The sequence below is a fragment of the Clostridium sp. AT4 genome (genome assembly GCF_001517625.2).
Lineage (GTDB): Bacteria > Bacillota > Clostridia > Lachnospirales > Lachnospiraceae > Enterocloster.
Map to the genome: position 1 here is coordinate 236,637 of NZ_LN999826.1, position 14,092 is coordinate 250,728.

Consider the following 14,092-nt stretch of genomic DNA (forward strand, 5'->3'; position numbering starts at 1 on the left):
ATTTCGCTTATATCACAAACTTGAAAAATAATTCTCATGTGGTATACTGATGGTATCATTTAACGGTTGATATAACAGGAAAGATTTACGCCTTATTTTGAGGCAGACAATCGGAAAGGAGATAACGATGCGTATTCAGGGAAAAAAGATGTGGATTGCAGGTCAGTTTATGGCAGCACAGCTTTTGATTGAGGAAGGAGTGATCCGCCAGGTTCTTCCTTACGGGGCGAAAGAGGCGGATGAGGATTACGGGGATAACCGCGTGCTTCCTGGCTTTATTGATATTCACACCCACGGTGCTTACGGATATGATACAAACGACGCCAGACCGGAGGGGCTTAGAGAGTGGATGAGGAGGATCCCGGAGGAGGGCGTAACCTCGATTCTCCCAACGACAGTGACCCAGATGCCAGATGTTCTTACGGCTGCGGTAGCCAGTGTGGCAAAGGTAGTGGAAGAGGGATACGAGGGTGCGCAGATTTTGGGGATCCATTTTGAAGGCCCCTATCTGGACATGGATTACAAGGGCGCCCAGCCTCCGGAAGCCATTGCCGTGCCTTCTGTAGAGCAGTTTCAGATGTATCAGGAGGCGGCTAAGGGCCTGATACGCTATATTACCCTTGCGCCGGAGCATGATCCGGATCACAGACTGACCCGGTACTGTGCTTCAAACGGCGTGGCAGTAAGTATGGGCCATTCCTCTGCTTCCTATGAGAAGGCCCTTTTGGGAATTGCCAACGGAGCCACCTCCATGACTCATGTATACAACGGTATGACGCCCTACCATCACCGTAATCCGGGACTGGTGGGAACGGCGCTTCGGGTTCGTGATATTTACGGCGAGGTGATCTGTGACGGCTGTCATTCCCATCTGGCTGCGTTAAACAATTTCTTTACGGCTAAAGGGCGCGATTATGCCATTATGGTCAGCGACTCTCTCCGGGCCAAGCATTGTCCTCCGGGAGGCAATTACCAGTTAGGAGGCCATGACATTGAAATCGGTGAGGACGGACTGGCCCGGTTGAAGGGTACTTCTACTATTGCGGGAAGCACCCTGAGCATGAATAAGGGGCTTAAGATCCTGATCGAAGATGCCATGGTTCCGGTGGATGCAGCCATCAATTCCTGCACCTTAAATCCGGCCCGCTGTCTGGGCGCTGACCGCACCAAGGGACGGATCGCAGCAGGCTGTGATGCAGACCTGGCGGTACTTGATGGGGATTACAATGTGATCCAGACCTGGTGCCGGGGAAAGAAGATGCTGTAGGCTGAGAAAATACCGGAAGTTACGGCTGTTTTCGCAAAAAAAGGCTTGCATTTCCTCTGGTCTGATGGTATAGTGTAAATGATAACAGATAGTTTTACTGATAATAAGAGTGGGCGACGGTCCACTCTTTCGTATTGTAAGGGAAAAGAAAGGTGGTGGAATGATGGCAAAGAAGGAAAGCTATGAGAGCAGAGTGGAAGCATTCCTCCTTCCGCTGATGGAAGAGAATCATTTTGAGCTGGTAGACGTGGAATATGTAAAGGAAGCGGGAACCTGGTATCTGCGGGCGTACATTGACAAGGAAGGCGGCATTGCCGTAGATGACTGTGAGGTCATCAGCAGACAGCTGGGGGACTGGCTGGACAAAGAGGATTTTATTTCCGAAAGCTACATTCTGGAAGTAAGTTCTCCCGGACTGGGACGTCCTTTAAAAAAGGAAAAGGACTATGTGCGCAGTATGGGCAAGGAAGTAGAGGTTCGTCTTTACAAGGCCATCGACCGGCAGAAGGAATTTACCGGTATTTTAAGCGCATATGATGATAAGACGGTGACTCTGTCCATGGAGGACGGAAGTACCCAGACATTTGAAAAGGCGGGGATCGCGCTGATCCGGCTGGCGTTTGATTTCTAAGGCATAGATAGGAGGATAATCATGAACAAGGAACTGTTAGAGGCGATGGAGATATTGGAGAAAGAGAAAAATATCTCTAAGGATACCATGATCGAGGCGATCGAGAATTCCCTTATTACCGCCTGTAAGAATCATTTCGGAAAAGCTGACAACGTAAGAGTGGCGATGAACCGGACCACAGGAGACTTTGCCGTATATGCGGAGAAGGAAGTTGTGGAAGAGGTAGAGGATTCCATTATGGAGATCAGTCTGGCAGATGCCCGTATGATCAGCCCCAAGTATGTGATCGGGGATACGGTACAGGTACCGCTTGATTCCAAGAAGTTTGGCCGTATTGCCACACAGAATGCAAAGAATGTAATCTTACAGAAGATCCGCGAGGAGGAGCGCAAGGCTCTTTACAATGACTATTACAGCATGGAAAAGGATGTTGCTACGGGTATTGTACAGCGTTACCTGGGCAGAAACATCAGCATCAATCTGGGCAAAGTAGATGCGATTTTAAATGAGAGCGAGCAGGTAAAGGGAGAAACCTTCCGTCCCACAGAGCGTATCAAGGTATATATCCTTGAGGTGAAGGACACCACCAAGGGCCCCAGGATCTCTGTATCCAGAACCCATCCGGATCTGGTAAAGCGTCTGTTTGAGGAGGAAGTATCCGAGGTTCATGACGGTACTGTAGAGATCAAGGCAATCGCCCGCGAGGCAGGCTCCCGTACAAAAATCGCCGTTAAGTCCAACGAGGCCGGGGTCGATCCTGTAGGCGCATGCGTAGGTGTAAACGGAGCCAGAGTCAATGCCATTGTAAATGAGCTGAGGGGCGAAAAGATCGACATTATCAACTGGGACGAAAATCCGGCCTATCTGATCGAAAATGCCTTAAGCCCTGCAAAGGTTATCTGCGTAGTGGCAGATGAAGAGGCAAGAGAGGCTCAGGTGATCGTGCCTGACTATCAGCTGTCCTTAGCGATCGGTAAAGAGGGACAGAACGCCAGACTGGCAGCCAGACTGACAGGCTTTAAGATTGATATCAAGAGCGAGACTCAGGCAAAGGAAATGGGACTCTTCGAGCAGATGGGCTTACAGTACGGCGACGGTCCGGCTCCTGTTTATGAGGAAGAAGGCTGCGGAAACGAAGAGGAGTACGAAGCTTCCGGGGAAGACGCCGCTCAGGATGACTACCAGGAAGAGAGCAGCGAACAGTAGGATTGGAGTGATAGAGAGTGAGTGGAAAGAAGATCCCTCTGAGGCAGTGTATCGGCTGCGGTGAGATGAAGAGCAAGAAAGAAATGATAAGAGTGATAAAAACCGCTGAGGACCAGATCCTGTTGGATGCTACAGGCCGCAAAAACGGCCGGGGCGCTTACCTGTGTCCATCCATGGAATGTCTGAAGAAGGCCGTAAAGAGCCGCGGGCTGGAACGCTCCTTTAAAATGGCGATCCCCAAAGAGGTATATGAAGCTCTGGAAAAGGAGATGGAAGAACTTGGTAAACAGTAAAAAGCTGCTGAGCCTGATCGGCCTTGCAACCAGGGCCAGAAAGGTGGTCAGCGGAGAGTTTTCAACGGAAAAGTCCGTTAAAAGCGGCAGATCCCGCATGGTGATCGTATCAGAGGAAGCTTCGGACAACACAAAGAAAATGTTCACAAATATGTGTGCTCACTATAAAGTCCCGATCTATCTGTTTGGTACAAAGGATGAACTCGGTCATGCCATGGGGCAGGAGTTTCGCGCTTCTCTCTCTGTGGAGGATGCAGGGTTCGCAAAGTCAATGGCAGCACTGATGAATGTAAATGGAGGTAGTTTGAATGAAAGTAAGTGAACTGGCAAATGAACTGGGCAAAACCAGTAAAGAGGTATTAGATATAGTAAAGCAGAAGGATCAGTCTGCCGCTCTGTTTGCTGCATCCAGCTTATCCGGCGACCAGGAAGCCATGGTGCGGGCGGCAGTGAGCCAGAAAAAGGAAGCTCCAAAGGCTTCTGAAAACGGTGCAAAGGCAGAACCTGCAAAGAAGAAGCTGACCGCTGTATTCCGTCCACAGAACGCACAGCAGCAGATAAAGCGTCCTGTTCCAAAGCAGGCTCCGAAAAAGGAAGCTCCTGTCTCAGCAGCTTCCGAAGCAAAGGCTCCTGCAGCAGCGAGACCAGAGGCTCAGCCTGAGGAGAGAACCGGGACAAGAGAGAACCGCAGCCGTGATACAAGAGGCGAGATGCGCAGCCAGAACCGTGACGGACGCACTGGAGCCGGCAGAGGCGAAGGAAGAGTCCGCGATACAAGAGACGGCCGTCAGGGCGGTTTTGGAGGAAACAGAGAAGGAAGCCGTGATGGAAGAAGCAGCGGCTTCGGAAACAGAGAAGGGAACCGCGATGGAAGAAGCGGCGGCTTCGGAAACAGAGAAGGAAACCGTGACGGAAGAAGCGGCAGCTTCGGAAACAGAGAAGGAAACCGTGACGGAAGAAACGGCAGCTTCGGAAACAGAGAAGGAAACCGTGATGGAAGAAGCGGCAGCTTCGGAAACAGAGAAGGGAACCGCGATGGAAGAAGCGGCGGTTTCGGAAACAGAGAAGGAAACCGTGACGGAAGAAACGGCGGTTTCGGAGGAAACAGAGACGGCCGTCAGGGCGGTTTTGGAAACCGTGACGGAAGAAGCGGCGGTTTTGGTCAGGATAAGGACAGAGATTCCAGAAGTACGGGAAACCGTGACAGCCGCAGAGGAAACGGAAGAGACGCAGGACGTTCTTCTTCCTTTGACAGCCCGATCCAGACAAAGCCAAGCAGTACCCGTCAGACCAATAAGAACGCTCATAAGAATGACCGTTTCGACAAGAGAGACCGGGAAGAGGACGGCAAGAAGGCACCAAAGACAGGAAAGGGAGCTTTCATTATGCCGCAGCCTAAGAAGGAAGAGGCCAAGGTGGAGGATATTAAGACGATCACTCTGCCTGAGCGCTTAACTATCAAGGAGCTGGCAGATAAGATGAAGCTTCAGCCGTCTGTTATCGTAAAGAAGCTGTTCTTAAAGGGCCAGATGGTTACCTTAAACCAGGAAATTGACTATGAGCAGGCTGAAGAGATTGCAATGGAGTTTGATGTACTCTGTGAGCAGGAAGAAAAGGTAGATGTGATCGCAGAACTCTTAAAGGAAGACGAGGAGAAGGCGGAAGATATGGTTCCCAGACCTCCGGTAGTCTGCGTTATGGGCCATGTTGACCATGGTAAAACCTCTCTTCTGGATGCAATCCGCAAGACAAATGTAACTGCAAGAGAGGCAGGCGGCATCACCCAGCATATCGGTGCTTCCGTGATCGAGATCAATGACAGAAAGATCACCTTCCTTGATACACCGGGACATGAGGCGTTTACCGCCATGCGTATGAGAGGCGCTCAGTCTACGGATATCGCTATCCTGGTTGTAGCGGCAGACGACGGCGTGATGCCACAGACCGTAGAGGCCATTAACCATGCAAAGGCGGCAGGAGTTGAGATCATTGTTGCCATCAACAAGATCGATAAGCCAAGCGCCAATATTGATAAAGTAAAGCAGGAGCTGTCTGAATATGAGCTGATCCCTGAGGACTGGGGCGGCAGCACGATTTTCGTGCCGGTTTCCGCGCATACCAGAGAGGGCGTAACGGATCTTCTGGAAATGGTGCTTCTGACAGCAGACGTTCTGGAGTTAAAGGCAAATCCAAACCGTAAGGGAAGAGGCCTTGTGATCGAGGCGGAGCTGGATAAGGGCAAGGGTCCTGTTGCTACGGTGCTGGTACAGAAGGGAACCCTTCGTGTAGGCGAGACCATTGCCGCCGGTTCCTGTTACGGAAAGATCCGTGCCATGATGGACGACAGAGGACGCCGTGTAAAGGAAGCAGGGCCTTCCACACCGGTTGAGATCCTCGGTTTAAATGACGTTCCTCAGGCCGGAGAAGTATTTGTTGCAACTGAAAATGAAAAAGAGGCAAGAAGCTTTGCAGAGACCTTCATTTCCGAGGGCAAGAACAAGCTCATCGAGGATACGAAGGCGAAGCTGTCTCTGGACGATCTGTTCAGCCAGATCAAGGCAGGAAACGTAAAGGAACTGCCTCTGATCATCAAGGCAGACGTACAGGGTTCCGTAGAAGCTGTAAAGCAGAGCCTTACAAGACTCTCAAACGAAGAGGTAGTGGTAAAGGTAATCCATGGCGGCGTAGGTGCGATCAACGAGTCCGACGTAACTCTGGCATCTGCTTCCAATGCGATCATCATTGGCTTCAATGTGCGGCCTGATGCCACAGCTAAATCCATTGCAGAGCGTGAAAAGGTAGATCTTCGTCTCTACAGGGTTATCTACCAGGCCATTGAGGACGTAGAGGCAGCTATGAAGGGTATGTTAGACCCTGTATTTGAAGAAAAGGTCATCGGCCATGCGGTCATCCGCCAGCTGTTCAAGGCTTCCGGCGTGGGAACCATCGCGGGCTCCTATGTGCTGGACGGAAAGTTCCAGAGAGGCTGCAGCTGCCGTATTACCCGCGAGGGAGAGCAGATTTACGAAGGACCGTTAGCATCCTTAAAGCGTTTCAAGGATGACGTTAAGGAAGTAGCGGCAGGCTATGAGTGCGGTCTTGTATTTGAGAAATTCAACGACCTTAAGGAAGATGACGTAATCGAGGCTTACACCATGGTAGAGGTGCCAAGGTAAGAGCCGTTTCGGGTAATGCATACCGGAAAGGAAATATAAATGCGTAAAAACAGCATCAAGAACACAAGGATTAATATGGAGGTTCAGAGGGAATTAAGCGAGATCATCCGCTCTGGAATTAAGGATCCGCGCATCCATCCCATGACCAGTGTGGTTGCCGTGGAAGTGACCCCTGATTTAAAATACTGCAAGGCATATATCAGTGTTCTGGGCGACGAGGAAGCAGCGAAGGCGACCGTTGAGGGCCTTCGCAGCGCCTCTTCCTATGTGCGCAGAGAGCTTGCAAGAAGAGTGAACCTGCGCAATACGCCGGAAATCAAATTTATTCTGGACCAGTCCATTGAATATGGCGTAAATATGTCAAAACTGATTGATGAAGTGACAAAGGATCTCCATGACGAGGATGAGGAGGGACTGTAAATGACGGTTCTGGAACAGATGCTGGAGCAAACCGGATCGGTCGTTATTTTAGGCCATGTAAGGCCGGACGGCGACTGTCTGGGTTCGACTCTGGGACTTTATCACTACATTCAGACCAATTATCCGGCCATCCGGGCAGCGGTATATCTGGAAGAAAGCTCACCGAAGTTTGGATATCTCGCAGGCTATGATGCGATCCTCCATGAAACAGATGAGGAACGCTATGAGCTTTGCATCTGTCTGGACTGTGGAGATGAAGAACGGCTGGGATCCTTTGGCGTTTTTCTTGCCAATGCGTCAAAGAGTCTGTGTCTGGATCACCATATTACCAATACCCGCTTCTGCGAGGTAAATCTGGTATCTGAAAATGCAAGCTCTACCTGCGAGGTCCTGTTTGAACAGCTGGATGAGGAAAAGATTGATAAAGCTGCGGCCGAGTGCCTGTATACAGGCCTGATCCATGATACAGGAGTATTTAAATACTCCTGTACCAGCGCCCGTACCATGGAAATCGCGGGAAAGCTGATGGCAAAAGGGATTGACTTCGGCTCTATTATCGATAACAGCTTTTATAAAAAGACCTATGTCCAGAACCAGATTCTGGGCCGTGCTCTTCTGGAAAGCATTACCTTTTTGGACGGAAAATGCATTTTCAGTGCTCTGCGTCAGTCGGAAATGGAGTTTTATGGGGTAAATGGAAAGGATATGGACGGCATTATTGACCAGCTGCGTCTTACCGAAGGCGTGGAGGTAGCCATTTTCATGTACCAGACCGGCCCTCAGGAATTTAAGGTAAGCCTCCGTTCCCAGAATGCGGTAGATGTAAGCAGGATCGCATCCTACTTCGGCGGCGGCGGCCATGTGCGTGCAGCGGGCTGTACCATGTCTGGAAGAATCCATGACGTAGTCAATAATCTGTCGCTCCACATCGCCAAGCAGTTAGATGCAGCCGGCCCTCAGGAGGAATAAATGTACCACGGGATTATCAATGTATATAAGGAGCCGGGCTACACATCCCACGATGTGGTGGCCCGGCTCAGAGGGATTTTAAAGCAGAAAAAAATCGGCCACACCGGAACGCTGGATCCGGCGGCAGAAGGTGTGCTTCCGGTATGTTTAGGAATGGGCACAAGACTGTGCGATATGCTGGCAGACCGGACAAAGACCTACGAGGCAGTGCTTCTTTTAGGCTGCTCCACAGATACGCAGGATACTACAGGAACGATCCTTACAGAGAACCGGGAAAAAGCCCTGGCTCTGGATCCGGAGACGGCAGAGAAAGTGATTCTGGGATTTAAGGGAGATTATGACCAGATCCCCCCCATGTATTCCGCCTTAAAGGTGGACGGGAAAAAGCTCTGCGACCTGGCCCGTGCAGGAAAGGAAGTGGAGCGGAAGGCCAGAAGAGTACAGATTCTGGAGATTTCCATCTTAAATATGGAGCTTCCCAGAGTATCCATCCGGGTTACCTGCTCCAAAGGCACCTACATACGGACCTTGTGCGACGATATCGGAAGAGAACTGGGCACAGGGGGATGTATGGAGCATCTTCTCAGGACAAGAGTGGATCGTTTTTTAGTGGAGGACAGTCTGAAGCTGGATGAGATCGAACAGCTGAGAGACATGGATGGCCTTGAGGAGAAAATTTACACGGTGGAGGAGGCGCTGGAGGCTTATCCGGCGGTCTACACTCTGCCGGAAGGAGATAAAAATCTCAAAAACGGAAATCCCTGCTTTAGGCAGCAGCTGGATCTTTTAAGAGACGGCGCGCCGGAAATATGGGAAGATGGGGATCGGTTCCGGTTTTACAACAGCGAAGGCAGATTCAAGGGAGTTTATCAGTATCAGGAAGAAAAACATTGGTGGAAGCCCTGGAAAATGTTTGACCTGGATCCGGATACCTTTAAGGGGGCAGCCAGACCATGAAATATATCGCAGATACCACAGAATTTCAGATCACAGAACCTACCATCGTAACACTGGGGAAATTTGACGGCAGGCACCGGGGCCATCAGAAGCTTCTGCGTGCCATGAAGGATTTAAAAGGCAAAACAGGCTGGGCTACAGCCATTTTCACTTTTTCCATTGCACCTGCAGCGGTGATGAAGGGAGAGCCGGAAACGGTGATCACTACCAGCCTGGAACGCCGCCGGAACATGGAAAAGATGGATATTGACTATCTGGTGGAATATCCATTTGACGATCAGGTGCGGCGAATGGCCCCGGAGGATTTTGTTGTTCAGATCCTGTCCGGCCGGATGAAGGCGGCTGCCATTGTAGTAGGTCCGGACTGCAGCTTCGGCTATCAGGGAGCAGGGAATGCAGAGCTTTTAAGAAAGCTGGCAGCCTCCTGCGGCTACAGTCTTTATGTCATTGAAAAAGAGCAGGATGAAGACCGGCACAGGGATATAAGCAGCACCTACATCCGGGAGGAGCTGGCCTGCGGAAACGTAGCCAAGGCCAATGAGCTTTTGGGAGAACCCTATGCCATCCATGGGAAGGTGGTTCACGGGAATCATATCGGAGGCGCGGTCCTGGGATTTCCAACCGCCAATCTGATCCCTCCCGCCATTAAGCGCCTTCCCAGGTACGGCGTTTACGTTTCGAGAGTTCTGGTTGATGGTGTCTATTATCAGGGAGTTACAAATATTGGGAAAAAGCCCACGGTAGAGGGCGACAATCCCCCCGGAGCCGAGACATATATCATGGGTCTGGACCGGGATATTTACGGAAGCACCATAGAAGTGCAGCTTTTGGATTTTATCAGAGGAGAACGAAAATTTGATTCTCTGGAAGAACTAAAGGGGCAGATCAGCCGGGATAAGGAGGCTGCGGCGGGATTTTTTGAGAAAAAATTCAAATAAAAAGAGTTTACAATCCCCGCACCCTATGCTATACTAAATCGGTATGAACAGACGCCGATGCCCCGTTGTCCGGTGACTCCAGCCGGCAGCCTGGTTTACGGTTAGATTCAGTAAAATTATTTTAACAGGAGGAAATTACCATGATTTCTAAGGAAAAGAAGGCACAGATTATCGCAGAGTACGGCCGTAAGGCTGGAGACACAGGTTCACCAGAGGTTCAGATCGCTATCCTCACAGAGAGAATCACAGAGCTGACAGCACATCTGCAGCAGAATCCAAAGGATCATCATTCCAGACGCGGTCTGCTGATGATGGTTGGTCAGAGAAGAGGTCTTCTGGACTACTTAAAGAAGACAGATCTGGAAGGCTATCGTGCACTGATCGAGAAGCTGGGCATCAGAAAGTAATTCATGAAACATCAGGGTGGAGCGCAAGTTCCACCCTGTTTTACACCAGAAAACAGGATTGGACGCAGAAGGTTCACTCCGGGATTGCTGATGTGTTCCAAAGGATTCTTTGGCCCAGATCAGTAGTTTCGGCGTCTTTCTGCACCTGTGATAAGACCTGGCGTTGGCATTAAAAAAGAAAAGGAGACAAACCATGTTTAAAAGTTTCAGTATGGACCTGGCCGGCCGTAAGCTGACCGTAGAGATCGGCAGAGTAGCAGCTCAGGCAAACGGCGCTGCATTTATGCATTACGGCGATACCGTTGTTCTTTCTACCGCAACGGCATCCTCAAAGCCCAGAGAGGGCATTGATTTCTTCCCTTTAAGCGTAGAATATGAGGAGAAGCTTTACGCAGTAGGCAAAATTCCGGGTGGATTTAATAAGAGAGAGGGAAAGGCTTCTGAAAATGCCATTCTGACCTCCCGTGTGATCGACCGCCCCATGCGTCCTCTGTTTCCGAAGGACTACCGCAATGACGTAACTCTGGACAACGTAGTTATGTCTGTAGATCCGGAGTGCAGCCCTGAGCTGACTGCCATGCTGGGTTCTGCCATTGCAACCAGCATTTCCGATATTCCCTTTGACGGCCCCTGCGCAACGACTCAGGTAGGCTTGATCGACGGCGAATTTATCATTAACCCAACTGCTGACCAGAAGCGCGTATCCGACCTGGCTCTGACCGTAGCATCTACCAGAGAAAAGGTGATCATGATCGAGGCCGGCGCCAATGAGGTTCCCGAGCAGACAGTGATCGACGCTATTTTCAAGGCCCATGAGGTAAATCAGGAGATTATCCGCTTTATTGATACCATTGTGGCAGAGTGCGGAAAGGAAAAGCACACATACGAGAGCTGTGCCGTACCGGAGGAGCTTTTTGCTGCCATCCGCGAGCTGGTTCCGCCTCAGGAGATGGAAGAGGCTGTATTTACGGATGACAAGCAGACCCGTGACAAGAACATGGATGCCATCACAGCCCGTCTGGAAGAGGCATTTGCAGAAAATGAAGAGTGGCTGCCTTTAGTAGGAGACGCCATTTACCAGTATGAGAAAAAGACCGTCCGCAAGATGATCTTAAAGGATCACAAGCGTCCCGACGGCCGTGCCATCGATCAGATCCGTCCTCTGGCAGCTGAGATCGATCTTCTGCCCAGAGTACATGGTTCCGGTATGTTCACCCGCGGTCAGACTCAGATCTTAAATGCCTGCACCCTGGCGCCTTTATCTGAGGCTCAGAAGATTGACGGCATGGATGTAAATGAGACAAGCAAGCGTTATATGCATCATTATAACTTCCCCTCCTTTTCTGTAGGTGAGACAAAGCCAAGCAGAGGACCGGGCAGAAGGGAAATCGGACACGGCGCTCTGGCTGAGAAGGCACTGGTTCCTGTGCTTCCAAGCGAGGAAGAGTTCCCATATGCGATCCGTACCGTATCTGAGACCATGGAGTCCAACGGTTCCACCTCTCAGGCAAGTATCTGTGCGTCTACTCTGTCCTTAATGGCAGCAGGCGTACCGATTAAGGAGATGGTAGCGGGTATTTCCTGCGGTCTGGTAACAGGCGAGACCGATGATGATTATATCGTTCTCACCGATATCCAGGGTCTGGAGGACTTCTTTGGCGATATGGACTTTAAGGTAGGCGGTACAAAGAACGGTATCACAGCCATCCAGATGGATATTAAGATCCACGGCCTTACACGCCCCATTATCGAGGAGGCCATTGCCAGAACAAGACAGGCCAGAATGTACATTCTGGAGGAAGTGATGAAGCCTGTGATTTCTGAGCCGAGAAAGCATTTAAGCCCATATGCTCCAAAGATCAAGCAGATCACCATTGATCCTCAGAAGATCGGTGATGTGGTAGGAAAGCAGGGCAAGGTAATCAACAAGATCATCGAGGAAACCGGCGTTAAGATTGACATTTCCGATGAGGGTTCTGTAAATGTATGCGGTACGGATGAGGCTATGATCGACCGTGCCATTGCTATCATCACCAGCATTGTAACGGACATTGAGGCCGGTATGGTATTTACAGGCAAGGTTGTACGCATCATGAACTTCGGCGCCTTTGTACAGCTGGCTCCCAATAAGGACGGTATGGTGCACATTTCCAAGCTGTCCGATAAGAGAGTGGGCAAGGTTGAAGATGTGGTAAATATCGGAGACGAGGTTACTGTAAAGGTAACAGAAGTAGATAAAATGGGCCGTATTAACCTGACCATGAGACCAAGCGATCTGGCAGAATAAAGATGGACCGTAAAAAGGCAGTGCTTCCCGGAGGCATTGCCTTTTGCAGAAAAATGAATGATTGCTAATAAAAGAACGGGAGGAACAGACCATGAAAGTAAGAACAAGGTATGCACCCAGCCCTACAGGCCGTATGCATGTAGGAAATTTGAGAACAGCGCTTTACGCCTATCTGATCGCAAAGCATGAGGGCGGAGATTTTCTTTTAAGAATTGAAGATACAGACCAGGAACGCTATGTAGAAGGAGCTGTAGACATTATCTACCGCACCATGGCAGAAACCGGCCTGATCCACGATGAAGGTCCCGACAAGGACGGCGGCTGCGGCCCTTATGTACAGAGTGAGCGCCAGGCCTCCGGCATCTATATGGAGTATGCAAAGAAGCTGGTTGAAAAGGGAGAGGCTTATTACTGCTTCTGTACTCCGGAGCGTCTGGAATCTCTGAGAACGAATGTAAACGGCGAGGAGATCATGTCTTATGACAAGCATTGCCTTCACCTGTCCAAAGAGGAGATCGAGGCCAATCTGGCAGCCGGAAAGCCATTTGTAATCCGCCAGAACAATCCTACCACAGGAACAACCACCTTCCATGATGAGATTTACGGAGATATTACTGTAGATAACTCAGAGCTGGATGATATGGTTTTGATCAAGTCCGACGGCTATCCCACCTACAATTTTGCCAATGTAGTAGACGATCATCTGATGGGAATTACCCATGTAGTCCGCGGAAATGAGTACCTTTCCTCCTCACCAAAGTACAACCGTCTCTATGACGCTTTTGGCTGGGAGGTTCCGGTATACGTTCACTGTCCGTTGATCACGGATGAGAACCATCATAAACTCAGCAAGCGCAGCGGCCATTCCTCCTTTGAGGATCTCATCGATCAGGGCTTTGTATCAGAGGCTGTGGTAAACTATGTAGCTCTGCTTGGCTGGTCCCCTGAGGGAAATCAGGAGATTTTCTCCCTGGAGGATATGATCCGGGAGTTCGATTACCGCCGTATGAGCAAGTCACCGGCTGTATTTGATATGACAAAGCTGCGCTGGATGAACGGCGAATACATTAAGTCCATGGACTTTGACCGTTTCTATGAGATGGCAGAGCCCTATATCCGCAGAGTGATCAAAAAGGATCTGGATCTGAAAAAGATCGCTGCCATGGTAAAGACAAGAATCGAGGTATTCCCCGATATCGAAGGCCATATTGATTTCTTTGAAACTCTTCCTGAGTATGACACAGCTATGTATACTCATAAGAAGATGAAGACAAACAGCGAAACATCCCTTCAGGTATTAAAGGATGTTCTTCCCCTTTTAGAGGCACAGGAGGATTACTCCAATGACGGGCTTTACGAGCTTTTGTCCAAATATGTCAGCGATGCAGGCGTAAAGACAGGTTTTGTTATGTGGCCTATCCGCACTGCTGTATCCGGAAAGCAGATGACGCCTGCAGGAGCCACCGAGATTATGGAGGTTCTTGGCAAAGAGGAGTCATTAGCCCGCATCCGCAGGGGCATTGAACTGCTGGAGGCATAAA

The 14,092-nt window shown here is 50.1% G+C and carries 13 protein-coding genes; all 13 read left to right on the plus strand.

Annotation, left to right across the window (positions count from 1 at the left end):
• The first annotated feature begins 127 nt into the window (after nucleotides 1-127).
• Complete coding sequence (gene nagA / locus BN3656_RS03020; RefSeq protein WP_066543944.1) at nucleotides 128-1,267, plus strand: N-acetylglucosamine-6-phosphate deacetylase; 1,140 nt, start codon at nucleotides 128-130, stop codon at nucleotides 1,265-1,267.
• A 163-nt stretch (nucleotides 1,268-1,430) separates the two neighbouring features.
• The gene (gene rimP, locus BN3656_RS03025; protein ID WP_066543945.1) at nucleotides 1,431-1,898 is read left to right on the plus strand and encodes a ribosome maturation factor RimP; all 468 of its coding nucleotides are present in this window, start codon (nucleotides 1,431-1,433) and stop codon (nucleotides 1,896-1,898) included.
• Between the two features lie 21 nt (nucleotides 1,899-1,919).
• On the plus strand, nucleotides 1,920-3,104 hold the full coding sequence (nusA, locus tag BN3656_RS03030) for a transcription termination factor NusA (RefSeq protein ID WP_066543947.1): 1,185 nt from the start codon (nucleotides 1,920-1,922) through the stop codon (nucleotides 3,102-3,104).
• A 17-nt stretch (nucleotides 3,105-3,121) separates the two neighbouring features.
• The gene (locus tag BN3656_RS03035) at nucleotides 3,122-3,397 is read left to right on the plus strand and encodes a YlxR family protein (protein ID WP_066543949.1); all 276 of its coding nucleotides are present in this window, start codon (nucleotides 3,122-3,124) and stop codon (nucleotides 3,395-3,397) included.
• Nucleotides 3,384-3,719, plus strand: coding sequence for a ribosomal L7Ae/L30e/S12e/Gadd45 family protein (locus BN3656_RS03040; protein ID WP_066543951.1), 336 nt, complete (start codon nucleotides 3,384-3,386; stop codon nucleotides 3,717-3,719). Before BN3656_RS03035 ends, BN3656_RS03040 begins: the two co-directional genes overlap by 14 nt.
• The gene (gene infB / locus BN3656_RS03045) at nucleotides 3,706-6,573 is read left to right on the plus strand and encodes a translation initiation factor IF-2 (RefSeq protein ID WP_081422820.1); all 2,868 of its coding nucleotides are present in this window, start codon (nucleotides 3,706-3,708) and stop codon (nucleotides 6,571-6,573) included. Before BN3656_RS03040 ends, infB begins: the two co-directional genes overlap by 14 nt.
• 39 nt (nucleotides 6,574-6,612) lie before the next feature.
• Nucleotides 6,613-6,993: a 30S ribosome-binding factor RbfA gene (rbfA, locus tag BN3656_RS03050; RefSeq protein ID WP_066543953.1), complete on the plus strand. Its 381-nt coding sequence runs from the start codon at nucleotides 6,613-6,615 to the stop codon at nucleotides 6,991-6,993.
• The gene (locus BN3656_RS03055; RefSeq protein WP_066543955.1) at nucleotides 6,994-7,962 is read left to right on the plus strand and encodes a bifunctional oligoribonuclease/PAP phosphatase NrnA; all 969 of its coding nucleotides are present in this window, start codon (nucleotides 6,994-6,996) and stop codon (nucleotides 7,960-7,962) included.
• Nucleotides 7,963-8,919, plus strand: coding sequence for a tRNA pseudouridine(55) synthase TruB (truB, locus tag BN3656_RS03060; RefSeq protein WP_066543957.1), 957 nt, complete (start codon nucleotides 7,963-7,965; stop codon nucleotides 8,917-8,919).
• Nucleotides 8,916-9,857: a bifunctional riboflavin kinase/FAD synthetase gene (locus BN3656_RS03065; RefSeq protein ID WP_066543959.1), complete on the plus strand. Its 942-nt coding sequence runs from the start codon at nucleotides 8,916-8,918 to the stop codon at nucleotides 9,855-9,857. Before truB ends, BN3656_RS03065 begins: the two co-directional genes overlap by 4 nt.
• 140 nt (nucleotides 9,858-9,997) lie before the next feature.
• Nucleotides 9,998-10,264: a 30S ribosomal protein S15 gene (gene rpsO, locus BN3656_RS03070; RefSeq protein WP_066543962.1), complete on the plus strand. Its 267-nt coding sequence runs from the start codon at nucleotides 9,998-10,000 to the stop codon at nucleotides 10,262-10,264.
• A gap of 193 nt (nucleotides 10,265-10,457) precedes the next feature.
• Entirely contained in the window at nucleotides 10,458-12,551 is a 2,094-nt protein-coding gene (locus BN3656_RS03075) for a polyribonucleotide nucleotidyltransferase (protein WP_066543963.1), read from the plus strand.
• Nucleotides 12,552-12,642: 91 nt separating this feature from the next.
• The gene (gltX, locus tag BN3656_RS03080; protein WP_066543965.1) at nucleotides 12,643-14,091 is read left to right on the plus strand and encodes a glutamate--tRNA ligase; all 1,449 of its coding nucleotides are present in this window, start codon (nucleotides 12,643-12,645) and stop codon (nucleotides 14,089-14,091) included.
• Nucleotide 14,092: the final 1 nt, after the last annotated feature.